Origin of the sequence: Neptunomonas concharum, assembly GCF_008630635.1 — a bacterium.
GTDB lineage: Bacteria > Pseudomonadota > Gammaproteobacteria > Pseudomonadales > Balneatricaceae > Neptunomonas > Neptunomonas concharum.
This window is the reverse complement of record NZ_CP043869.1, coordinates 1,922,476-1,945,203: the sequence shown is the minus strand read 5'-3', so window position 1 is coordinate 1,945,203 and position 22,728 is coordinate 1,922,476. Positions and strand designations below refer to the sequence as shown.

The window sequence follows — 22,728 nt, the reverse complement described above, 5'->3', positions numbered from 1 at the left end:
TGCTTGGAGACCCGGTTGAGTAGCGGGAAAAGTAGGCTTGTAATCGTTCCTATTCCTACGCCGGTATCATCCGGATCAGGTTCAGAGGGTTCGCACATCATGTGCATCTCAGGCCAGGCTAATAGATAGCACTGCCACCCCTTAGGACATACTCATAGTGAGTAAACGGTAGCGATTATACGGGTTACTGTGTGGATGGATAGTAAATTTTACACGTTGCGAAAATTTAGATAGCTCTTCATTCACTCGGGGTGATGACTGTCACGCTAATACTTCCTAGCGGCTTCTATTCGCTTTCGGGTATCAGGGTGCGTTGATAAATATACGTTGCCACTGTTTTTTGTTTTCGCTGCGTCTGGAATAATTTTTTCTAGCGCTGTTGCAAAGGCTTCTGTGTCTAATCCTAGTTTTAACATATGCTCTAGAGCGTACTCGTCCGCTTCCTCTTCTGCTTTTCGTGAATAACCTTGCTGCGTTAAAAATGTAGGGAAAGCAACGATGAGGTCTTGGCCGAACGATAAATTATCACCCACGATAAATACGGTCAGTAAGGCGATGGTTGAGGAGCGTATGACATGTTGTAGACCATGGCGGTGCTTGATATGACCAATTTCATGCAAAATGACACTGTTAAGCTCATTAGGTTGGTCTAACTGCTCCACCAGTTTATCCGTAACAAAAATATCGCCTGAGGGTAGTGCGAATGCATTAGCGATAGGACCGTTGCTATTTTCCATCGTACGAAAATGGAACTTGATAGGGATATCTATATCAACCCGATTAAGAAGTGTGCTTGTTATCTCGCTTCGTATTGAGGCTTGTTGTTCTTCAGATAATGATGAAGGGGTGAAGAGTGTGGAGTCGAGCACCGCTATACTATGTTCCCCAATCGCTATGCTCAGCTCGGCGGGGAGTGCGTGAGCAACTTGATAACTTATGGCGGGTATGCCCCATTTAATGAAGCTAAGAGTCAGTGTCACCACAAATACAATAGAAAAGATGATTAAAGACAGATTCGTCTCTAATGTGTGAAGCCAAAGGTTTCGAGGTTGGCCGGCGGACTTAATCCATGTATCAATCGCTTCGTTATCATGAGTCTCTAACAGAGTACCGTCAGGAAAGGTAATACGACGAGTAATATTCCCAACTCGGTTGCTAATATCGAGGTCACTAATATCCCCATGTAAGGGTTTACCATCAGCGCGGATCAATGTGTATCGGCTACCTTCGATGTGAATGTCAGCCCGCGAGCGGGCTGACTGATTGGCGGGATAGTAATAACCAGAAATCAAAGGCTGATACCTAAGTCACCTTGGAGATCAAAAGCTTCACCTAGTTCATCACCTAAAGCAGACTGTTTCTGTTGTTGTAAGCTTGCATAGTGCGCTAGATCTTGAGTTATCGTGCCCGATGTTGAGTCTGCGCGATAGTTGGCTAAGCGTACTTTAGCAAAAGGTATGGCTAAACCGAGCGTGAAAATAATCAGGAATAAATTTGTTATATGAATCCAAAACAGCGGTTTAACTTGAAGATTGGAGTGCAAGTTAAGTACGTTATCGAGTTTCAACTCGTTAAAAACATGGTTATTAATACGTGTCTCCATGTAGGCTTTAGCCCAAAAACTAAACATAAGTGTAAACAGGTAACCAACCAGAAAAAAGATATTGAACAGCCCTGGTTCTGTACCTGCTTCTTTCTGAGCGGATATCATCGCCCCGGCTCCTGCTGCATAACCTATAGCGGCAATAATTGCAGCAAATAATAAAAAGATCCCTAGGATGAAGAGGTAGGTTTTAAAAAACACGCTGATACTTATATTGGCACTAAAGTCGCCCTGTCCGTAATGGGCGTTGTTCCAACGGTATCGGTACATGAGCGCCTGTACATAGGGCCCCATTGCATAGATGCTGATCATTGCGAGGGCGGCTAAAATGAAGACTGCCATAATGCTATTCATGCCAAACAGCAGCCAAGTTGTACCAGCGATTAACCCGATAGCGACTGCAGGTAAAAAAGGTAATAACAACATGTATTTATAGGCGTTGCTTAACGAGCCATCAAATGAAAAGCGGACTTGTCGATAGCTGGTTATACGAGCATTAAAGCGGTAGCTGTTCCAAATGATCCACGGAGTGGCAAGCAATATAATTAACATCAAGCCGAAGCCGACCTGAGGGAATAGCTCACTTACTGCAACATAAATGAGCAGAGCAATGGCAGCGATAATGCGCCCTTTAAAGATCTGCCAGCCAGTGGCGTGGTATTCAAAGTTTGCATCATTGAAGAATGTGTTACCGTAAAAATAACGATTCGTGCGAACTTTTGCCCAAGCAGAATAGATACCTAGCGTAACAATGGAGAGTAGTATATTAACAATCCAGATTTTGAAATACTCACGGCCATTACCAGTGAATTTAAATGGCTGGGTAGTCGATTCTTGAACGATAGGCTCATCCATAAGAAAAATCCTTGTCTGTATATATTCGGATGCGGGATTCTAACAGACTAAAAATAAATGTCAGTGGAGTACCATAAAAATAGGAATTATTCCTATGAAAAACATAACAGGGCGGCGGTACTGAGTGTTAAACGTAGGTGGGGGATTAATAAAAAAGCCCGGACTGGCCGGGCAATGCGCTACAAGTGTTAAGCGTTAAAAACTCATTTCAGGAACATGGTCTGGAACAATCAATTTACCTGCGGTTTTAGAAACGATCTCTTCTACAGAGACGCCGGGTGCCCGCTCTTTAAGGATGAAAGCACCATCTTCAATTTCCAAATAGGCAAGATCTGTTAGAACTTTTTTGATACAGCCTGCACCTGTTAATGGTAGAGAGCATTGATCCAGTAGTTTAGATTCGCCGTGTTTAGAGGCGTGCGTCATCAATACGATGATGTTATCCGCACCGGCTACGAGGTCCATCGCGCCTCCCATGCCTTTAATCAGCTTGCCTGGGATCATGTAAGAGGCGATGTTACCTGAAACATCGACTTCAAATGCGCCCAATACAGTTAAGTCGACATGACCACCACGGATCATGGCAAACGACTCAGCTGATGAGAAAATAGAAGCGCCAGTGATGGCTGTGACGGTTTGCTTACCGGCATTGATCATGTCTGCATCGACTTCATCATCGGTAGGGAAGGGGCCCATACCCAGTAAGCCGTTCTCTGATTGCAGCATCACTTCCATTCCGTCAGGGATGTAGTTGGCAACCAATGTTGGGATACCAATACCCAAATTGACGTAGTAACCATCTTGTAGCTCACGTGCAACGCGCATAGCCATCTGTTCGCGGGAAAGTGCCATAATGTTTTCTCCTCCCTTAAGCTGTGCGCACGGTGCGCTGTTCAATACGTTTTTCGAATGTGCCTTGAATCACACGGTCAACATAGATGCCTGGGGTGTGAATCTGCGTTGGGTCTAACTCGCCTGGCTCTACGATTTCTTCCACTTCAACTACCGTGATTTTGCCTGCGGTTGCAGCCATTGGATTGAAGTTTTGAGCGGTATGGCGGTAAACAACGTTGCCATAACGGTCGGCTTTCCAGCCTTTAACAATCGCAAACTCACCCGTAATTGATTCTTCGAGAATATAGTTGCGGCCGTTGAATTCTTTTACATCTTTACCTTTACCGACTTCAGTACCGTACCCAGTCGCTGTATAGAAGGCGGGGATACCAGCACCACCGGCACGCATTTTTTCAGCCAGCGTACCTTGAGGCGTTAGCTCAACTTCTAATTCGCCTGCTAATAGTTGCTTTTCAAACAAGGCGTTTTCGCCAACATAGGAAGAGATCATCTTTTTGACTTGTTTGTCTTCCAGCAGGATGCCAAGGCCGAATCCATCAACACCGCAGTTGTTAGAAACAATAGTCAGATCCTTTGTGCCCATTTTTTTGATCTGGGCGATCAGGTTTTCTGGGATACCGCAAAGGCCGAAGCCACCAGCGATAATGGTCATGCCATCTTCCAAGCCTGCCATCGCTTCTTCGTAGCTGTTAACTACTTTATTAAAACCCGACATTGAACTCCTCCATGCCTTGTTATCTGTTTTTATTATGCCCTACTGTAAATGCGCTCAGAGCGGGCTGAATTTGAGTTTGTTAAGTGTCTACTACTCCTTTATATTTATCCAATGAATTTATTCAAACAAATAATAAATTTCTTTTATGAATATAACCGTTAAACAGCTCCGTGCCTTTGTGGCGGTGGCGAAAACTCGAAGCTTTACTGAGGCTTGTGCACAAGTGCATCTGTCGCAACCTGCATTAAGTGTGGCTATTAAGAATCTAGAGGAGGCTTTAGGCGGTCAGTTGTTGGCAAGAACGACCCGCACTTTGGCTTTGACACCTGAAGGCGAAGCCTTTTACCCAACAGCGCAACGATTATTAGCAGACCTAGATGAAGCATTTGATGAGATGCATAATCGTTTCTCACTCTTCCGAGGGAAGGTAGCTATTGCCAGCATGCCTTCATTTGCTTCTAATCAGCTGCCTCTGGCAATCAAAACATTTCGTGAACGCTACCCTAAGATCAACATGATGATTCATGATGTTATCGCAGAAGATGTCGTTGATATGGTGCGGGGTGGCCGGGTTGAGTTAGGTGTCTCCTTTGACCCAGGAGATACGGAGGATTTGGTTTTCCAGCCACTGTTTGATGATCGGTTTATCGCCGTATTGCCCCAAGCACACCCTCTGGCTGGTGTCGAAGTCGTGGGTTGGCAGGCGCTGCTGGAAGATGACTTTATTATCCTTCAGCGGCCTTCCAGTGTACGTTTGTTGGTTGAGCGGATATTGGAAGGGGAAGGGTTGTCACTATCCCCCCAATTTGAAACTCATCAGCTCGCTACCATTGGTCGAATGGTGGCTATGGGGCTTGGCGTGAGCGTGGTGCCCTCGTTATGCCGAGGGCAGATGAACGAACTAGGTGCCGTATGTTGTGAATTAGAGGCACCCAAAATAACCCGCCAAGTGGGAGTCATCACCCGGCGGCGCTATCCCTTATCAACAGCTGCAAAAGAGTTGGTCGATGTTTTACTGACATCTTACTAACCCTGTTTATCCAACTGGTCGACTTGAGACCAAACAGGGTTGCCCCAAAGTGGAACGGTGGATAACGAATGCTTGTGGCTGCCCTGAACCTCTTTTGTTGAATAACTGACATAGATAAGTGTCTTGTTTTCGGAATCGTAAATTCTTCTTACTTTCAACGACTTAAAGAAGATACTTTTAGAGGTTTTGAATACAATTTCACCATCTTTACTTTTATCGATGGCGCTGATCATGGCGAGGGTAATCGGCCCTGTTTGGCGGCAAGCGATAGACATATCAGAGGGGTCTGCAAAATCAAGGTCTGCTTTGACGTGGGCAATATGACAGCTCACACCGGTAACAATAGGGTCTTGAAGCATATCCAGCTTGATATCTTTGGTCGTAAACACGCCAAGGCTAACTTCACCCACTTCGTTATCAGAACAGCCGGCTAAGAGGATACTCAGTCCCAGTGTTACTAAAAATATTTGTAAGCGTTTCATGGTGTCCTCATCAAAACTTGATCGGTTTGAGCCTAGCAAGTCAGAATATTTTTGGTAAGCTGCCACCATTGTCGCATAAAGAAGTGAATAAGATATGAAAATTGCAGTGTTTTGCGGTTCAGGTTCTGGGAGTGATGCCATTTTTGCAGAGGCTGCAGTGGGTATGGCGGATGCCATGGTCAGTCGAGGGCATGAGTTGGTTTATGGAGGAGGCAAAACCGGCTTGATGGGCACAATCGCTGATGCTGTGCTTGAACGTGGTGGTAACGTTTACGGTGTTATGCCCAAAGCTTTGCGAGACAAAGAAATTCAACACGCGGGTGTGACACAATTATATATTGTGGACGACATGCATGAGCGTAAAGCTAAAATGGCAGACTTAGCGGATGCGTTTATCGCGATGCCGGGCGGCATAGGGACGCTAGAGGAGATATTTGAAGCCTGGACGTGGGGGCAGTTGGGTTATCACACCAAGCCCTGTGGCTTTCTAAATGTGGATGGCTATTACGACCAGCTTTTGGACTTCATCCAACACATTGCGGATAAACAATTTATGGCACAAGAATATGCCACGATGGTACAGGTTGATGCAGCGCCTGATCGCTTGTTGGATCTGCTCGAAACCTATATACCTCCCAGACAAAAGTGGAGTTAATCGGTGTTACTTAGTTTTCAATCCATTCTTCCCCTATTTTTAATGATCTCCCTCGGTTATATCGCGAAGCGAACGGTATTTGATACGAAAATGTTACCGGGGCTGAATCAGTTTGTTTATTTCTTTGCTGTACCTGCGTTGCTGTTTAATGCATCAAGTAAAGAATCTATCTCTAATTTACTGAATATCCCAGCGTTACTGGCCTTCATGTCAGGCGTGGTTTTGACTGGTTTGCTGGCTTTTGTAGTTAGCCGTTTTGTGTTTAGAGAAACTCAAGCTGAACAATTAGTGATGCGCGGCTTAAACGGTGTCTTTTCCAATTATGCGTACATGGGTATTCCTCTGACATTTGCGGTGCTTGGCGAAACAGCTTATGGGGCTACGGTAAGTATTATCTTGGCAGGTAATATTTTTTTAATTGGTGGCGCGCAAATGCTACTGGAAACGATCCGCCAGAAAGAGGTGGGAATAAAACCACTACTGCAAATCTTGGATCGTTCTTTGCTACGCAATCCTATTTTTATTTCGACGGTGTTAGGTTTAACCGTATCGGCCAATAATATAGCAATTCCTAGCGCAGTCGCCAGTGTGCTGGATATGCTGGCGCCTGCAGCTGTCCCTGTCGCGCTGTTTTGTTTGGGTGCCAGTTTGCAACTAACGCGCACAGCTATTCGTTACAGTGAGCTGGGTTGGATGATTCTACTGAAACTTTGTGTTCACCCGTTAATGACCTGGTTGGCTTTTTTGATGCTGGGTGTTGATGATTCTGTCTGGCTAGTAACAGCAGTGCTTTTGTCTGCGCTACCGACAGGGGCATTGGCTCATGTGGTCGCACTTAAATATGATACGTTTGAAAAAGAAACGTCTCAAATTGTTGTTTTTTCGACAGTGGTTTCGTTGCTAAGCGTCACGCTTTGGATGAGCTGGTTGGGATAGGAGAAACTTGACTTTTCAGTGACATGATCTACAACTAAAGACCTATAAAAAAATATAAATCTAAGGTTGTAGAAATGCTTAGCAGTTTTCTTAGGCACCTAAAAAGCCGTCTGTTACTTCCTATTTTAGTTACCGTCTTAGTGTTGATTGTACTTCAAGTCGTCATCGCCTTGTGGGTCACGCAGTATCGTGTCGATGGCTTGGTAGACGATGTGCAGAGCACATTATTAAATGGCGACCAGCAAGTGACAGATAGCCTTGGCAAGTCCAAACAAACTATTAGTCTGGCGATTGATAACTTATCAAGCGGTACCGAAAATGCGCTCAATAGCACCTTATCAGCTCAATTAGGAGAGGAGCAGAAGCGTGTAGAACAACTGCTGGTTGAGTCACTTCAGGATACGGCTAACGCAATGGCTAATCTGATGGCTCTGGCGGCACCCAATGCAATATGGGATGGTGACTCCCCCCGTTTAACACGCTTAGTCAATGATCTGCATCGCAACGATATGGTCCTTTTTGCTCGCTACTACGATAAAGAGGGCAACCCTCTGACCCGTTTTTTGGATAAACGTAAACCTAAAGTGTTGGCACTTATTAAATCGGGAGAAGGGAGAGGTTCTTTTAATAAACTACTTAATGCCGCCGTTAAAGATCCTTCTGTTTATGTGGTCGACGTGGAGATAAACCCACGGGGTGCAGTCATTGGGCGTTTTGTGTTGGGCGTTTCAAATGATAAGGCTTTGCAAGCTTCTGAAGCCTTAAGTGGCCGATTTACACAATTGATTGGCCAGAGTAAAAAGGAGGTTAATCAAGCGGTAGCAGTAGAGGCTCAGGTCACATCAAATGCTGTTGATCAAGCGATCAGCCAAACTAATCAAATCTCTACTAAAACCAGTGAGACGCTCAAAGCGGCTATTGCTCAAGAAGCCGGCAGCTTACTTAAAGACCTATCCAGTATTTTAATGCTGTTGGGCGTCATTATTATCGTCTTGCTAACGGTTGTTTTTTCTAGCAGGGTTGTTAGTAAAATCAATCGCTTAACTGATTCACTTAATGAATTGGCTGAAGGGGAAGGTGATCTTACCCAGCAAATTGACATAAAAAGTAATGATGAAATTGGCGATATGGCCGCGGCGGTTAATCAGTTTGTTATAAAAACTCGAGAACTGGTACTGCAAGCCAATGGTGCAGCAGAGAAGGTGTCGGGGCACCTGAGAGAGTTGAATCTTGCCGCAGAAGATGCCGATGGGGCCTCGAATCGTCAAGAAGAAAAAATGAGCCAGGTATCAGCAGCAATGTCGGAGATGGTTAGTACGATTCATCAGGTTTCCGAACGGATACAAGATAACTTGGTGAATGTTGATAACATTCGCAGTGCCGCGAATGATGCGAGCAAGATATCGACATCGGTGTCTCACTCGATCTCTGATATGGTCGCTCAGGTGCAAGGAGCAGCAGAAACGGTATCTAATGTATCTGAGTTGAGTGCACAAATAGAGTGTGTTTTAGATATTATCAGTGGCATAGCCGAACAAACAAATTTGTTGGCCCTCAATGCGGCCATAGAAGCTGCCCGTGCTGGTGACTCGGGTCGAGGCTTTGCCGTTGTAGCGGATGAGGTACGCACATTAGCAAGTAAAACCCAACAATCTACAGAGAGCATTCAACAACAGATCTCGGAACTGCAAACGGGAGTTGCTCATGCTGTTACAGTCATTAATCAGGCCAGTGATCGCGCAGGAAAAGAGATTAATGAGATACAGCGTTCGGATGATCAGATTCAGGGGATGTCGGCGTCAATCCAAAACTTATACGATTTGACCAATGATATCGCAGCCATGGCTGAGGAGCAGTCTCAGGTATCTGATGAGATTAGCCACAACCTGTCTGATATTAGCCATGAGTCAGGTATTACTTCTATGTCGGTAAGTCGCAACCGTGAGCTTGTCCAAGCATTGGATGAGACGGCTACGGGGCTGAAATCAACATTAAGCCGGTTTAAAGTATAGTAGTAGAACCTGATCTGACAACATTGCTGCAATGGTAGATTGTCAGATCAGGCTTAGTGGCTTGATTTTAACTTACGTGTCGCAGTTCAATAAATTCACAAGCGCTAGTTTGTTTATATTGCTTTAATAGGTTTGCTTCTTCCTCTTTAACCCGCTTTAAATTTTCTTCTTTTACATGGCCAAAGCCTCGTATTTCGTCCGGTAGGTTTGCCACTTTAACAGCGATCCGGTAGTTGTTTTCAGATAGAGTTGTTACCAGAGAAAGAATACGCTGTTCATACTCATCGATAAGCTGGCGCTCTGTTTTACGTTCATGGGTATAACCAAACAGATCAAATGGTGAGCCTCGCAACCTCTTCATTTTAGCTAGCATCTTAAATACTGGCATAACCCAACCACCAAACTCTCGTTTAGTTGGTTTCCCTGTTACTGGGTGTTTCGGGGATAAAAGAGGGGGGGCTAAGTGAAACTTAATTTTAAAGTCACCTTCGAATTGAGCATTTAGTTTCTCTAAAAAGAGAGGGTCGGAATATAGACGGGCAACCTCATATTCGTCTTTATATGCCATGAGTTTGGCGAAATTGTGTGCAACCGCTTTGCTGAGTTTGTTTTGATGGTCAAATGAAACAATATTGTGTTCTGCATGAATCACGGTGTGTATTAGTGCTTGGTAACGCTCTGCGTATGCTTGGTCTTGATAGTCGGTCAAGAGTTGAGTGCGGTGATTGATAATCGCTTCTAAAGTTTGTGTGCTCGTGTTTGGTTCACTTTCTTGGCTGACATTCAAAAATTCTTTTAAAGCTTCTGGCTTCCAAGCCCATAGACGACCTAGTTTTAGTGCTTTTAAATTAAAGGATATAGCCACACCATTCAGCTCAATAGCTTTCTCGATAGCATCAGTTCCAACAGGTAACAGCCCTAGTTGTGCTGCATAACCAACCATAAACATGTTTGCGGCAATTGTATCTCCTAAGATTTGAAGGCCTATTTGAGTTGCATCGACAAAATAAGTGTTTTCAGGGCCAACGATATGCTCTGCTTGTTGGATAAACTCTTGTGAGTTGGTAACAAGATTTGGATTTTTCTGGAACGAAGCTGTCGGGGTAATACTGCTGTTGCCGATGAACTGAGTGCGCCCAAAGCTTAATGCCTGTGCAGCATCTTTTTCGAGAGCTGCCACCATATCAAAGCCAAGGGATAGGTCTGCCTGCCCAGCACCAATTCTCGAAGCCCGAATAGAGGAAGTCTTATCCGCAATTCTCAGATGACTATAAACAGCTCCGTTTTTTTGAGATAAGCCGGTCATATCGTAAATAGAGCAGGCTTTTCCCTCTAAATGAGCAGCCATACCTAAAACGGATGATACCGTGATAACTCCCGAACCACCGATGCCAGATACCATAATACTGTAATTGTTTTTATTAAGAGGTATTAAGGAGGTTTTGGGAATGGCATCAAAGATGTATTCATCTATCTGCGCTTCAGCGGGTTTTTTCAGTTGCCCCCCATGAACCGTTACAAATGAAGGGCAAAACCCTTTGATGCAACTAAAATCTTTATTGCAGCTTGACTGATCAATTTGGCGCTTACGACCAAGAGGTGTCTGTTTTGGTTGAATGCTAACGCAATTGGCTTGAACTGAGCAGTCACCACAACCTTCACATACAGCATCATTGATGTACGCTCTTTTGGGGGGATCAATAAGCAGTCCACGTTTTCTGCGACGGCGTTTTTCTGTTGCGCATGTTTGTTCATAGATCAAAACAGTACAGCCAGATATTTCACGTAACTCCTTCTGTACCTTATCAAGCTGATCTCTATGGTAAACCCTTACACCTTTTGCGAGTCGACTGCTTTTTTTGTAGCTTTGGGGGTTATCTGTAACAACAACGCACTTTTTCACGCCTTCATGTAGCACCTGATAGGTAATGTCTGCCACAGAAAGTGGTCCATCTACAGGTTGGCCGCCAGTCATTGCAACCACATCATTAAATAAGATTTTGTAAGTGATGTTTACGCCGGTTGCTACTGCTCCTCGAATGGCAAGTAAACCAGAGTGATAGTAGGTTCCATCACCTAGATTCTGGAATATGTGAGGTGTTTTCGTAAATTGGGAAAGGCCATACCAAGTAGCGCCTTCTCCGCCCATTTGTGAAAAGATTAATATATCAGGTTGCGAATAGACCGCCATGGCGTGGCAGCCAATACCGGCACTCGCTACGCTGCCGTCTGGTATTTTTGTCGAGGTGTTATGGGGGCAGCCTGAGCAGAAATAAGGGGTTCGAGAAATAAGCGGTTTAGTCGCTCCGTCGGAGGTTGTTTGAAGGCATGGCAACTCGGCCAGTTTCCGCTGAACTGAATGGTTCGCTATGTTCAAGGCTTCTAGGCGATTCGCGATAATTCGAGCAATGAGAGCGGGCTCTAGCTGGATATCAGAGGGTAATAATGTCTCTCCTTCTGTGCCTTGTTTGCCAATGATTCGCGGCCTCTCTATTTGTGCATAAAGAATTTTAGCGGCTTGGTCTTCAAGAAGAGATTTTTTTTCTTCTACGAACAAAAGTTCTTCGTGGCCCTGCGCAAATGTTTTTAGGCCTGTAGGTTCAAGAGGCCAGATACAGCCGGCTTTATATACCGAAATACCCATAGCTTCTGCCGCTTGATTATCTAAGCCTAGCTCTGCCAACGCTTCAAGAACATCTAGGTAGGCTTTTCCCGCAGTGACAATACCAAGCTTCTTTGTTGCCGCTTGAATAGGGCATTTGTCGATGTTGTTCTTGCGAATAAACTGGTGTACCAAAGGAAGTTTATATCGTGTTACTAGAGACTCGTCTAATAGGGGCGTGAACTGTCGAGGGCGGTGATGAACGCCTTCGGCAGGATACATAGGGTCTTCTGGATAATTAGCCTCGATGTTGTCTAAATCAATATCACATGTTGCTGTTTGTTCTACGGTCTCATTAACAGTTTTTAAGCCAACCCATAAGCCGGTAAAGCGAGACATTGCCCATCCGAGTAACCCAAATTCAATGATCTCTTCTACATTGGCTGGGTAGAGGGAGGGGACCGAGTTAGCTATAAGTGCTTGTTCACTTTGGTGTGCAATTGAAGAGGATTTTCCTGGATGATCATCCCCATAAATGAGTAGAACACCGCCATTCTTGTGCGTTCCGCTCATATTGCCATGTTTGATAGGATCACCGCTACGATCCACTCCAGGTCCTTTTCCGTACCAGATTGCAAACACACCATCAACCGTGGGATTGGGTAGGCTGTCTATTTGTTGTGTCCCCCAGACGGCTGTAGCAGCTAAGTCTTCATTGACGCCTGGTTGGAAAATTATCTCATGCGCTGCAAGTTGGTCTTTAGCCTTCCATAAGGCTGCATCATAATTGCCCAGAGGGGAGCCGCGATAACCACTAATAAACCCTGCTGTATTAAGCCCTTTCTGTGCATCTAGTTGCTTCTGAATGATAGGAAGCCGAACCAATGCTTGGTTACCGGAGATGAAAATTCGTCCCTTTGTTATCGTGAATTTGTCATCAAGACTTATGTTGTTCTGTGTCATTAAGGAAGTCTCCATACTACGTATTGCAAACGTAGAATATTTGGGAAATCGAGTTATATTTATTAGCTTTCCGATATGTAACAACTTAAGTGAAGTGAGCCTGATAAATCGAGAGCGAAACAGGACAGCGGATATCATTTCGTGCCAACATGAAAAACGAGGCTTATGTAAGGGGAAAAAGGTGCTCAATTCCGTCAATATGAAAACATCACTTTCCGGTTGGGTGTTAGCGATCGTCAGAACGTTGGAAGAGGAGTCGTATAACTGTGAGAAACTGTTAAGGGATTTACAGATTGACAGGCAGCAACTAGAAAAACTGGATTGTCGTATCGATCAGGAGCAAGTGACGCAGTTATGGATTAAAGCCAACGAGTTCGCTGGGGATAATTATCTAGGCTTAAAAGCGGCCAAGCATATGAAGCCTGCTAACTTGCATGTTGTTGGCCACGCAATGAGTTGTAGCGGCTCGTTAAAATTAGCGTTAAAGCGCTTTATTCGTTTTCGACACCTTTTTGCTGAAGCGGCGGTAATGAGTTTTACCGAAGAAGACCAAACCATAGCCTACACTCTTGATGTTGAGACTAAAGGCCAACCACCAGCCTATCAAGCCTATGATCTTTGCTTAGCCTCTATTGTGACTTTGTTTCGATGGATTAGCGGAGATGAGCACTTTGCACCTTTAAGTGTGTCATTTAAGCATGCTGCACCTAATAACGAGGGGAGTGTATATCAGCATTTTTTTCAGTGTCCTGTGCGGTTTGATCAAGAAACAACAAGCATGGTTTTTGATCGTAAAATTATGGAGTTACCTGTGCCGGTTGCCAATGAGGACTTAGCTGCAGTTTTGGATGAATTGGCAATGAAGTATCTCCATAGCCGTAAAGAGGGCTCTCTCAAAAGCGATGTGAGATCTGCCCTGATTACGCTGTTACCAAAAGGGGAGCCTACCCGAGCAGCGGTAGCAAATGCGTTAAATATGAGCGATAGAACGCTACATCGTCGTTTGCAAAAAGAGAATACGACATATCAGGAAGTACTGGATCTTTTAAGAGAAGAACTATCCTACGGTTATTTGAAAAGAGAAGATTTATCCCTTGAAGAAACTGCGTATTTATTAGGTTTCTCGGATGTTAGTGCTTTTTCTCGTGCATTTAAACGGTGGACGGGTAATAGCCCAGGATTGTGGCGTGAAGGGACAAATTAGTTTTTGCTATAGCCTCTCAATAAGGGCCACTACCGGTATGTAAGTGGCCCTTAAAAGGAACTACCTCTTTAACTAGTCTACTTTTGTTTTGTTAGTTTCTTCTTCACAACGCTTTACCCAGAAGTCGGCATTTTCAATACCTAGTTTACGTGGGTCGAAGGTGTATCTTTTTACTCCCGCTTTACGTTGGGCTTCATAGTCTTTCAGTGCTTTTAATGCGGGTTTAGACATGAAAAAGATAAGTAAAATACCAACGATATTTAACCACGCCATAATACCTACGCCGACATCGCCTAAACCCCAGGCAAGGTTTGCAGTTTTAATGGTGCCGTAAAATGTTGCAGACAATAGAGCGACTTTAAGGAAGAAATCTAAACCTGGAATATTAATGGTTCGCTTTAAGTAAGCAAGATTGGTTTCGGCTATGTAGTAGTAAGCCAGTAATGTGGTAAAAGCAAAGAAGAAAAGGGCGAGCGCAATAAATGGCTGGCCTACACCAGGAATAACTTTCTCAACTGCGATCTGTGTAAAGGCTGGGCTACTTGCTGCAACATCGCTAGCTAAGTTTTGAACTAAAAATGCATCGCCTGCGCCGTGCACATTAAATGACCCTGTGATAATAATCATAAATGCAGTAGCAGAGCATACAAATAAGGTATCAATATAAACCGAAAACGCCTGAACTAAGCCTTGCTGTGCAGGGTGATCCACCTCGGCGGCTGCAGCAGCATGTGGTCCTGTACCTAAACCCGCCTCGTTAGAGAAAACGCCTCGCTTCACTCCCCAACCAATGGCCGCCCCCATACCAGCCATAGGTGTAAAAGCGTCACCAATAATCAAACTAATCACCATAGGTACTTGCTCTAAATTCAGGGCTACAACAGAACATGCAATGACGATGTATGCCAGAGCCATAAAAGGCACGACAATCTGAGTAAAGTGAGCAATACGTTTAACGCCACCAAATATTATAAAGCTCAGTACGAGTACAATTCCGATTGCTGTCAGGATTTTCGTAAAGCTGATGTCGCCCATTGATGTGCTGATCATCTGCCCGGAACCAAAAGCAATTTCTACTGCGTTGCCAATGCTATTTGATTGAACACCGGGTAATAAAAAACCACATGCAATAAGTGTTGCGATTGCAAATATCCAAGCAAACCACTTTTGTCCCATCGCTTTCTCGAAATAGTAAGCTGGCCCGCCGCGGTATTGACCCTCGTGTTCTTCTTTGTATATCTGGCCCAGTGTGGACTCTGAGTAAGCAGTAGCTGCACCTAAAAAAGCCACGACCCACATCCAAAAAACAGCACCCGGACCACCAAAACCGATAGCTGCCGCCACCCCGGCAATATTACCTGTACCCACACGTCCAGATAAGGAAACCGCTAACGCTTGAAATGAAGAAATACCTTTTTCAGAGCTTTCGCCAGAAAAAAGTAAGCGCCACATCTCTGTGAACATACGAACTTGAACAAAGCGAGTTCGAATAGAATAAAATAAGCCCGCACCAAGGCATAAATAGACTAAGAAAGGGCTCCAGATAACTCCATTAATAGAGTCGACAATTGATTGCATAAATCACATCTCCGTGAAGGGGCGTGTACACGCTTGTTAGAATTATTGTGGGAAATATTCTATCGAGAGGGGAGAAGAGAACCTTTTCAATTTATCGGTTCTTTTTGGGAAGAAATCGCAATTTATTTAAACGTTCTATTGCTTTTAGAGGAAAAATAGCCGAAAAATTAGAGTATAAAATGACTTTTTACGATAAGGAGTATGACACTGGATAATTTTCATACCGAAGAGATGATGTTTAATAGTTGCAAACCTGCCTTACTCATTGTTGATGTACAGCAGGCAATTGATTGTTTCTCACCATACAAGAGAAATAACCCATCCGCGGAAGAAAAGATTGCGAGTTTATTGGCACGCTGGCGTCATGCGTCTCTCCCTGTTGTTCATATCCGCCATTCATCTAAATTTTTAGACTCCCCTTACCATCAGTGTTCGGCTGGTTTTCCTTTCAAACAATCGGTCGCGCCAATTGGGGATGAGCTAGTCGTAACGAAATCAGAGAACTGTGCGTTTATAAACACAGACCTAGAGCAGATACTATCTGAGCAAGAGATATCGGAAATTATTGTCTGTGGAGTACTCTGTAATAACTCTATCGATGCGACAGTGAGGGTGGCGAGTGGCCTGGTAATCCCCCCGAAAACTAACGGTCCTCAAAAGTAGAATATTCTCGTAACCTAAGCGCAGGAGATTCTGCATGAAAAAGTCACGTTATACCGACAGCCAGATCATGGCGATTTTGAAGCAAGCCGAAGCAGGCACACCAGTGCCTGAGCTGTGCCGTGAACACGGTATGAGCTCAGCTACATTCTATAAGTGGCGCGCCAAGTATGGAGGCATGGATGCTTCCTTGATGGCTCGCATGAAGGAGCTTGAGGAAGAAAACCGCCGTTTGAAGAAGATGTATGCGGAGGAGCGCCTTAAGGCAGAGATTGTCCAAGAGGCTTTGCAAAAAAAGTGGTAAAGCCGTCTCGCCGTAAGGAGATGGCGCAACAGGCAGTAGTAACGCGAGGTATCAGCATCCGGTTGGCATGCGATGCCTTTGGTATCAGTGAAAACTGTTATCGTTACCACCCGAGGCTCGACTCTGAAAATGCGGAGATCGCAGACTGGTTGATCAAGCTGATAGAACAGGAGTCCGACTGGGGATTTGGTCTGTGCTTTGACTATCTTCGCAACGAGAAGGGATTTGTCTGGAATCATAAGCGGGTTTACCGCATTTACTGTGAACTGGCGTTAAATCTCAGAGTGAGGCCTCGTAGGCGGTTAAATCGGCATAAGCCTGAACCCCTAAAGCAGCCTCTGCGTCAGAATCAGGTGTGGTCGATGGACTTTATGCATGATCAGCTCTCGGATGGGCGTACATACCGTCTCTTCAACGTACTGGATGACTTCCGACGTGAGGGTTTAGCGATTGAAGCAGGCTTTTCATTGCCTGCGATAAGAGTTATCAGGACTCTGAGCCAGCTGATAGAGTGGCGAGGAAAACCGAGTGTTATCCGCTGCGATAACGGCCCTGAGTTCATCAGTCATGAATTTACGGAGTGGGCTCGTAAGCACTCAATCCGGATTGAGTATATTCAACCAGGGAAGCCGCAACAGAACGCTTATATCGAACGTTTTAACCGCACAGCGAGATATAGCTGGGTAAGTAAGCATCTGTTCGAAACCTTGGAAGAGGTTCAGGATTATGCAACGCAGTGGCTATGGTTTTACAATCATGAACGGCCACACAAAGCCAATGGCGGCAGGCCGCCGATGAAAGCGGCTTAACTTCTACTTTTAACGGCAGTTAAAAATGGGAGGATTACCGCCTCGGTTTTCATGTTTACCTCCCCCATGATACAACGGCTGCTTTCCCTATGCAGACACTCAATGGAAAACAGTTCTCCGGTGAGGATATTCATTGGATCTTTATTAGTAATTTAGATAAAGAGTACTGTAGAGTTTGCTCCTCTGGACAGATACTCGATGCATGCAGAAAACTACCTAAGCTTAATAGTAGCGATCTATTTTCCTCTCTAAAATAGCATACACGATCGGCACATTAGGGATTGAAATAATGGCGAATGTAGCATTTAAAACACTTTTAAAGACCGACCTGCCTATTATTCAGGCGCCTATGGCAGGTGTTCAGGATAGTAAGCTGGTTGTCGCCGTCTGTGAAGCGGGGGGCTTGGGATCTCTGCCGTGCGGTATGTTGAGTATCGATGGAATCGTTAGTGAGATTCGGGCTATCAGGAAGGGTACCAGCCGTCCCTTTAATCTGAACTTCTTCTGTCATGAAATGCCTGCGTACAGTGAGCAGCAACATAGTCAGTGGCAGGCGAAACTTCAGCCTTATTTCGAAGAGCTGGGGATTTCATCTGTAAGCTCGCCAGGTGGTGCCAGCCGTGTACCTTTCAATCATGAAATAGCGGATGCGATTGAAATCTTCACCCCAGAGATTATTAGCTTTCATTTTGGCCTTCCGGATGATGAGTTGCTCTCTCGTGTAAAAAGCTGGGGCACAAAGGTTCTCTCATCAGCAACAACATTGGCCGAAGCGCAATGGCTGGCTTCGAAGGGCGTTGATGGCATTATCGCGCAAGGTGTAGAAGCGGGTGGCCACAGAGGTATGTTTTTGACTGATGATATTTCAACTCAGATGGGAACGCTTGCGCTCGTTCGACAGATTGTAAAAGTGGTTGATCTGCCCGTGATTGCAGCAGGTGGTATTGCTGATAGTGAGGGCGTTCGTGCTGCGATGGCGTTAGGTGCTTGCGCTGCGCAGATTGGAACCGCTTACCTGCTATGTGATGAAGCAACGACCAGTGCGCTGCACCGTACTGCGTTAAATAGCTGTCAGGCTCAGCATACGGCACTGACTAATGTTTTTTCGGGTAGGCCTGCAAGAGGGATTGTTAACCGCGTTATGCAGGAGTTGGGATATATGTGTGATGCGGCTCCGACCTTTCCTTATGCTGCGATCGAGATCACGCAACTGCGTTCGGCCGCCGAAAAGCAAGGTTCTTCTGATTTCTCTCCACTATGGAGTGGGCAGAATACGTCGGGGTGTAAAGTGGTTTCGGCAGGCATGTTGACCAAGGAGTTGGCTAAAGGTGTTTGTTGAAACGTCTAGGTAGAGCTTTAATTATCTGCGCTCTGATGTTGCTTGATGAGCTCTGTTATAAGACGAGGATGCAGGGGTTTGCTGAAAAGGAACCCCTGTATGTTCTCGCAGCCCATCCCTTTTAGTATCTCTAATTGCTCTTTTGTTTCTACGCCTTCGGCGAGGCAGGTGATATTGAGTGCTTCTGCAAGGCGAATCACTGCATCAACGATGGCCTTATCATCATTATCGTGTCGGATATCGTCTATAAAAGATTTGTCGATCTTGATCATATGAATGGGAAAACGTTTTAGATAGCTAAGATTTGAGTAGCCCGTACCAAAATCATCAATACTGATGCGACAGCCAAGGTTTGCCAACCCATTTATATTGGCGAGTGTTGTTTCGGTTTCCTGCATAAACGCGCTTTCGGTGATTTCGAACTCTAAGGCGTTTGGTTTTATCTCATAATGTTCAATGAGCTGCTGTACATGCTTTACCAATGAAGGCTCTAGAAACTGTTTGGGTGATAAGTTTATGGCGATCGTTGGTAGGTTGGTTATATGCTTCTGCCATTCTGCAATTTGTTTACATACGATATCTAATAAAAAGTAGCCCAGTGATGTGATAAGGCCGGTTTCTTCTGCTATCGGGATAAAAACAGAAGGTTTTAATATCCCTTCCTCGGGATGTTTCCAGCGCATAAGTGCTTCAATGCCAATGACGGTTCGGGTTTGATAATTGAATTGCGGCTGGTATTGAATATAAATCTGCCCACCAGTGACCGCTTCGTGTAATCCGTTTTCTATTTTTAGGTAGAAAAGGTTATTTTTGCTAATTTCGTTATCGAAGAACTGGGCGCGGTTTCTGCCGTTTTCTTTTGCATGATACATAGCGCTATCAGCTTGTTTGAGCAGCTCTTCGACCGTCAGGCCATCGTTGGGGGATCGGCTAATGCCTAAACTAGCTGTAATCATGATCCGCTTGCCGTGGATGTGGTAAGGGATACGTAATGACTGAAGAATTCGATTAGTTGTTTCAAAGGTTTGCTGATCATTTACATGATCGATGATTGCAATAAACTCATCTCCACCCATTCGACATACAAAGTCGCTTGTTCGAATGACTGTTTTAATACGCTTGGCAGCCATGATTAACAGCTCATCGCCAATAAGATGACCTAGTGAGTCATTAATCGTTTTAAAACGATCTATATCAATCAAGATGATAACTATTTGGTTTTTTTTATCGATGTGTACCAGCTTTTCTGTGAGAGTTTGCAGCATATTCAAACGGTTAGGCAAACCGGTGAGGGAGTCAAAGTAGGCGAGTTCTTGTATTTTTCGTTCAGACTCTTTTTGTTGTGTAATATCGCTTGAGAGGACTATGTAAAAAGCCGTATCCCCATAGGTGTCGTTTGTCAGAGTGATCGACACATGGTCTATGCGCTGGCGGTGATTGCGTATACGAACGCATTCACCACTCCAATGGCCATTTTCTTTGACGCTATTACAGATCTTACAGCGCTCGCCACCTTGCATCTCATATTGAAAAAGCATGGCCTCGCTAAGAATAACAGACTCATGTAATCCTGTGGATTCTATAAAGGCGGGATTCGCGCGTACAATTTTCATCTGAGCATCGCAAATCAGAATGGATTCCCGCAAGTTTTCAAAAACTTTGGCAGAAAGACTAAGTTCTTTCTCTTTTTCTATCTGATCAGTAATGTCAGTGAAGGTGACAACAACACCGTGAATCTCTTTTTCTGTTGATGGCGCTAACATTGGCTCAGAGTTGGCGAGTATCCAGTTAAGCTTTCCATCAGGCGTGTAAACGCCCTGGATATCGTTATGAATCGGTTTTCCGGTCTTTAACGTTATCCAAGATGGATGCTCACTGCCAGGATAAGGGGAGCCATCGGCGTGAATGACCCGCCAATGAGGATCTAAAGGTGTTTTCCCTTCTACTTGCTCTACGCTTAAACCGACAACTTTAGAGAAGCTGGGGTTTGAATAAAGAAACTGCCCTTCTTTGTCGAGTACGAGGATGCCTTCGCTCATGCAATTGAGAATAGTTCTAAGGTGTTGCTCGTTCTTTTCAATCGCGAGTTGTTGTTGAATCTGCTCGCTAATATCGGTCATACAGCCAGCCATTCTCACCGGGTTGGCGTCGTTATCGAATATGGCCTTACCTCGGTCTTGTATGGTGATGTAAGAACCATCTTGCCTTCTAATACGATAGATAGCGCTATACTGTTCGGTCTTGCCATCTAAGTGGTTATGCAGTGCTTCTTTAACGGCGGGTAAGTCCTCAGGGTGCACTCGGCTTTCCCAAATGGATAAGTGAGGATCTAGGATTTCAGACTCAAGCCCTAGGGTCCTCTTCCAGCGTTCAGATATAAATAGGTGGTTTGTGTTTGGGTCCCAATCCCATAAGCCATCATTAGAAGCAGCTAAACTAAGTTCGTATCTCTCGCGGTAGAATTGAAACTGTTGTTTTAGCTCAGCATTCTCTTTCTGAAGATGAGTCAATACTTCATCCATTTGGCTCATTGATGTATACCTTGATTATTCTTTTTAGGAGGTTATTCCATTCTGGCATTTTTCAAGGTCGCTATCCAATATAGTACTAAAAAACGATACTAAATCAGTATATTATGGGATGAGTTTAAACAAAGTATGCACGTTTGTGTGCTTAGCTATCAGGGTTTTCTATCCTGAGTATTGATTATTTTGCAGGGTTATAAGTGATGCCTATTTCAGAAAATACCGTGGTGCAGTTTTTCTATACATTAAAAGATAGCGATGGCGCTGTTATTGAGTCTACAGAAAAGGATGCGCCGATGGCGTATTTGCATGGGCACAATAATATGTTTGCGAAAGTAGAAGAGGCGATGGCAGGAAAAGAAACGGGGGATGCTTTTGCCGTAACACTCGAACCTGCTGATGCTTATGGTGAGCGCAAAGAAGAGGCTATTCAGCGCGTGCCGGTTAAACATCTCCAGGGTTCGAAAAAGTGGAGGCCAGGTATGGTTGCCACCGTGCAAACAGACCAGGGTGCACGACAGGTGAGCATCATCAAAGTAGGCAAGTTTATGGCGGATGTTGATACCAATCACCCGCTTGCAGGTAAAACGGTAACCTTTGAGATTGAGGTGGGTGAGTTGCGAGAAGCAACAAGCGAAGAGATTGCCCACGGTCATGCGCATGGTGTTGGTGGACACCACCACTAATTCTGATGATTAGTCGAGCGAAAGAACAGCTAGTTCCTTGGGAGCACCATAATGGTAGCTCTACTCTGAGGGGGTGGATGACACCGGGCTGCGGCTTTAATGATAAGCCTGTCATTCACTTCCTTCATGGGACGGGTTTATCTAATCTGACCTATTGGCCCTTTTTGCAACACTTTCTGCCGGAATACGATCTGTTTCTGAACAGTGTCGAAGGCCATGGTGATAGTGATTATTCAGCGCGTGAACAATTTAATGATTGGAATATGCTGACGGATCGCTCTTTAGCGGCACTTGAAGCGCTCAGTGTGGATTGGCCTTCGCCGCCAACTATTGCGTTAGCTCATAGCTTTGGTGCGGTTTCAACGACGTTAATGTTACATGCTCAAGTGCGGCCATTTGATCAATATATCCTTTTAGACCCTGTGATCTACCCAAAATCAATGATTGGCCTGATGAGGCTTTTAAGCCTGCTTGGCTTAAATCGTCGCTTGCCACACGTTAAGCAAGCAAAAGGACGGCGTAGTCAATGGCCTAACCGTGAAGTATTACGACAAAACTTGCAGGGTAGAGGTGTCTTTAAGCGCTGGACAAATGAAGCACTCGATAGTTATATCGATCATGCGGCGGCTCCTGATGACTCAGGTGAGTGGCAGCTACGTTGCCCCACTTGGTTAGAGGCTCGGATATTTGCCGGTTGCCCCAAAGGGCTGTGGTCTGCGATTGCCAAGCTGCCCGTGAACACCCATATTTTGCACAGTACGCACACCTATGCTTTTGTACCCCCGGCGGTACGTCGGGCTGAAAAAGCGAATCCCCATATTCGATTAACGCAGGTAGAAGGAGGGCATTGCTTTATGCAAGAGAGTCCTGAGGCAACTTATCAGTTAGTTCGTCGTCTTATGATGACCTTCTAAA

General features: G+C 44.9%; 18 protein-coding genes and 1 riboswitch. Of the genes, 10 read left to right on the top strand and 8 right to left on the bottom strand.

Annotated features, from left to right (window positions below):
• Positions 1 to 35 precede the first annotated feature (35 nt).
• Positions 36 to 152: riboswitch (TPP riboswitch) on the bottom strand.
• Between the two features lie 114 nt (positions 153 to 266).
• From F0U83_RS09060 to F0U83_RS09045, 4 genes are all read right to left on the bottom strand, one after another.
• Entirely contained in the window at positions 267 to 1,292 is a 1,026-nt protein-coding gene (locus F0U83_RS09060; RefSeq protein ID WP_138988232.1) for a M48 family metallopeptidase, read from the bottom strand.
• Positions 1,289 to 2,458 carry a YjgN family protein gene (locus F0U83_RS09055; RefSeq protein WP_138988231.1) on the bottom strand — a complete coding sequence of 390 codons (1,170 nt, stop codon included), beginning with the start codon at positions 2,456 to 2,458 and terminating at the stop codon, positions 1,289 to 1,291. Before F0U83_RS09055 ends, F0U83_RS09060 begins: the two co-directional genes overlap by 4 nt.
• A 195-nt stretch (positions 2,459 to 2,653) precedes the next feature.
• Positions 2,654 to 3,310: a CoA transferase subunit B gene (locus F0U83_RS09050; RefSeq protein ID WP_138988230.1), complete on the bottom strand. Its 657-nt coding sequence runs from the start codon at positions 3,308 to 3,310 to the stop codon at positions 2,654 to 2,656.
• 16 nt (positions 3,311 to 3,326) lie between these two features.
• On the bottom strand, positions 3,327 to 4,028 hold the full coding sequence (locus F0U83_RS09045; protein ID WP_138988229.1) for a CoA transferase subunit A: 702 nt from the start codon (positions 4,026 to 4,028) through the stop codon (positions 3,327 to 3,329).
• A 145-nt stretch (positions 4,029 to 4,173) separates the two neighbouring features.
• On the opposite strand from F0U83_RS09045, the gene F0U83_RS09040 reads away from it, so the two are divergent.
• Positions 4,174 to 5,058, top strand: a complete 885-nt coding sequence (locus F0U83_RS09040; protein WP_338036373.1) for a LysR family transcriptional regulator — start codon at positions 4,174 to 4,176, stop codon at positions 5,056 to 5,058.
• Here F0U83_RS09040 and F0U83_RS09035 read toward each other — a convergent pair.
• Positions 5,055 to 5,540, bottom strand: a complete 486-nt coding sequence (locus tag F0U83_RS09035) for a CreA family protein (protein WP_138988228.1) — start codon at positions 5,538 to 5,540, stop codon at positions 5,055 to 5,057. The two genes, F0U83_RS09040 and F0U83_RS09035, sit on opposite strands and share 4 nt — an antisense overlap.
• 94 nt (positions 5,541 to 5,634) lie before the next feature.
• Between F0U83_RS09035 and F0U83_RS09030 the strand changes: the two genes are divergently transcribed.
• The 3 genes from F0U83_RS09030 to F0U83_RS09020 all read left to right on the top strand — a co-directional run bounded on the left by F0U83_RS09030 (position 5,635) and on the right by F0U83_RS09020 (position 9,143).
• A complete protein-coding gene (locus F0U83_RS09030; RefSeq protein WP_138988227.1) occupies positions 5,635 to 6,195 on the top strand; it encodes an LOG family protein in 561 nt (186 codons plus the stop codon).
• 3 nt (positions 6,196 to 6,198) lie between these two features.
• The gene (locus F0U83_RS09025; protein ID WP_211343690.1) at positions 6,199 to 7,131 is read left to right on the top strand and encodes an AEC family transporter; all 933 of its coding nucleotides are present in this window, start codon (positions 6,199 to 6,201) and stop codon (positions 7,129 to 7,131) included.
• Between the two features lie 74 nt (positions 7,132 to 7,205).
• On the top strand, positions 7,206 to 9,143 hold the full coding sequence (locus tag F0U83_RS09020; RefSeq protein WP_138988226.1) for a methyl-accepting chemotaxis protein: 1,938 nt from the start codon (positions 7,206 to 7,208) through the stop codon (positions 9,141 to 9,143).
• A 67-nt stretch (positions 9,144 to 9,210) separates the two neighbouring features.
• On the opposite strand, the gene F0U83_RS09015 is transcribed toward F0U83_RS09020, so the two are convergent.
• Entirely contained in the window at positions 9,211 to 12,708 is a 3,498-nt protein-coding gene (locus F0U83_RS09015; RefSeq protein ID WP_138988225.1) for an indolepyruvate ferredoxin oxidoreductase family protein, read from the bottom strand.
• Between the two features lie 181 nt (positions 12,709 to 12,889).
• On the opposite strand from F0U83_RS09015, the gene F0U83_RS09010 reads away from it, so the two are divergent.
• Complete coding sequence (locus tag F0U83_RS09010) at positions 12,890 to 13,912, top strand: AraC family transcriptional regulator (RefSeq protein ID WP_170221868.1); 1,023 nt, start codon at positions 12,890 to 12,892, stop codon at positions 13,910 to 13,912.
• 72 nt (positions 13,913 to 13,984) lie between these two features.
• Here the strand turns inward: F0U83_RS09010 and F0U83_RS09005 are convergent, their stop codons facing one another.
• Complete coding sequence (locus F0U83_RS09005) at positions 13,985 to 15,490, bottom strand: alanine/glycine:cation symporter family protein (RefSeq protein WP_138988223.1); 1,506 nt, start codon at positions 15,488 to 15,490, stop codon at positions 13,985 to 13,987.
• A 201-nt stretch (positions 15,491 to 15,691) separates the two neighbouring features.
• Between F0U83_RS09005 and F0U83_RS09000 the strand changes: the two genes are divergently transcribed.
• The 3 genes from F0U83_RS09000 to F0U83_RS08990 all read left to right on the top strand — a co-directional run bounded on the left by F0U83_RS09000 (position 15,692) and on the right by F0U83_RS08990 (position 18,602).
• Positions 15,692 to 16,153 carry an isochorismatase family protein gene (locus F0U83_RS09000; RefSeq protein WP_138988222.1) on the top strand — a complete coding sequence of 154 codons (462 nt, stop codon included), beginning with the start codon at positions 15,692 to 15,694 and terminating at the stop codon, positions 16,151 to 16,153.
• 34 nt (positions 16,154 to 16,187) lie between these two features.
• A protein-coding gene (locus tag F0U83_RS08995; protein WP_138989101.1) for an IS3 family transposase occupies positions 16,188 to 17,263 on the top strand; the annotation gives its coding sequence in 2 pieces (ribosomal slippage) (positions 16,188 to 16,437 and positions 16,437 to 17,263; 1,077 coding nt in all).
• A gap of 289 nt (positions 17,264 to 17,552) precedes the next feature.
• The gene (locus F0U83_RS08990; RefSeq protein WP_138987455.1) at positions 17,553 to 18,602 is read left to right on the top strand and encodes an NAD(P)H-dependent flavin oxidoreductase; all 1,050 of its coding nucleotides are present in this window, start codon (positions 17,553 to 17,555) and stop codon (positions 18,600 to 18,602) included.
• A gap of 17 nt (positions 18,603 to 18,619) precedes the next feature.
• Here the strand turns inward: F0U83_RS08990 and F0U83_RS08985 are convergent, their stop codons facing one another.
• Positions 18,620 to 21,133 (bottom strand): sensor domain-containing protein, encoded by a 2,514-nt coding sequence (locus F0U83_RS08985; RefSeq protein WP_138987454.1) that lies wholly within the window; start codon positions 21,131 to 21,133, stop codon positions 18,620 to 18,622.
• 197 nt (positions 21,134 to 21,330) lie between these two features.
• On the opposite strand from F0U83_RS08985, the gene F0U83_RS08980 reads away from it, so the two are divergent.
• A complete protein-coding gene (locus tag F0U83_RS08980; protein ID WP_138987453.1) occupies positions 21,331 to 21,813 on the top strand; it encodes an FKBP-type peptidyl-prolyl cis-trans isomerase in 483 nt (160 codons plus the stop codon).
• A gap of 5 nt (positions 21,814 to 21,818) precedes the next feature.
• Positions 21,819 to 22,727: an alpha/beta fold hydrolase gene (locus F0U83_RS08975; RefSeq protein ID WP_138987452.1), complete on the top strand. Its 909-nt coding sequence runs from the start codon at positions 21,819 to 21,821 to the stop codon at positions 22,725 to 22,727.
• Position 22,728: the final 1 nt, after the last annotated feature.

What these genes read in the sequence shown, in the direction of transcription:
- F0U83_RS08980 (WP_138987453.1), top strand. Translation starts at nt 21,331, where the DNA reads ATGCCTATTTCAGAAAATACCGTGGTGCAGTTTTTCTATACATTAAAA.
- F0U83_RS09035 (WP_138988228.1), bottom strand. Translation starts at nt 5,540, where the DNA reads ATGAAACGCTTACAAATATTTTTAGTAACACTGGGACTGAGTATCCTC.
- F0U83_RS09015 (WP_138988225.1), bottom strand. Translation starts at nt 12,708, where the DNA reads ATGACACAGAACAACATAAGTCTTGATGACAAATTCACGATAACAAAG.
- F0U83_RS08990 (WP_138987455.1), top strand. Translation starts at nt 17,553, where the DNA reads ATGGCGAATGTAGCATTTAAAACACTTTTAAAGACCGACCTGCCTATT.
- F0U83_RS09005 (WP_138988223.1), bottom strand. Translation starts at nt 15,490, where the DNA reads ATGCAATCAATTGTCGACTCTATTAATGGAGTTATCTGGAGCCCTTTC.
- F0U83_RS09020 (WP_138988226.1), top strand. Translation starts at nt 7,206, where the DNA reads ATGCTTAGCAGTTTTCTTAGGCACCTAAAAAGCCGTCTGTTACTTCCT.
- F0U83_RS09040 (WP_338036373.1), top strand. Translation starts at nt 4,174, where the DNA reads ATGAATATAACCGTTAAACAGCTCCGTGCCTTTGTGGCGGTGGCGAAA.
- F0U83_RS09045 (WP_138988229.1), bottom strand. Translation starts at nt 4,028, where the DNA reads ATGTCGGGTTTTAATAAAGTAGTTAACAGCTACGAAGAAGCGATGGCA.
- F0U83_RS08985 (WP_138987454.1), bottom strand. Translation starts at nt 21,133, where the DNA reads ATGAGCCAAATGGATGAAGTATTGACTCATCTTCAGAAAGAGAATGCT.
- F0U83_RS09050 (WP_138988230.1), bottom strand. Translation starts at nt 3,310, where the DNA reads ATGGCACTTTCCCGCGAACAGATGGCTATGCGCGTTGCACGTGAGCTA.
- F0U83_RS09000 (WP_138988222.1), top strand. Translation starts at nt 15,692, where the DNA reads ATGACACTGGATAATTTTCATACCGAAGAGATGATGTTTAATAGTTGC.
- F0U83_RS09030 (WP_138988227.1), top strand. Translation starts at nt 5,635, where the DNA reads ATGAAAATTGCAGTGTTTTGCGGTTCAGGTTCTGGGAGTGATGCCATT.
- F0U83_RS08975 (WP_138987452.1), top strand. Translation starts at nt 21,819, where the DNA reads ATGATTAGTCGAGCGAAAGAACAGCTAGTTCCTTGGGAGCACCATAAT.
- F0U83_RS09055 (WP_138988231.1), bottom strand. Translation starts at nt 2,458, where the DNA reads ATGGATGAGCCTATCGTTCAAGAATCGACTACCCAGCCATTTAAATTC.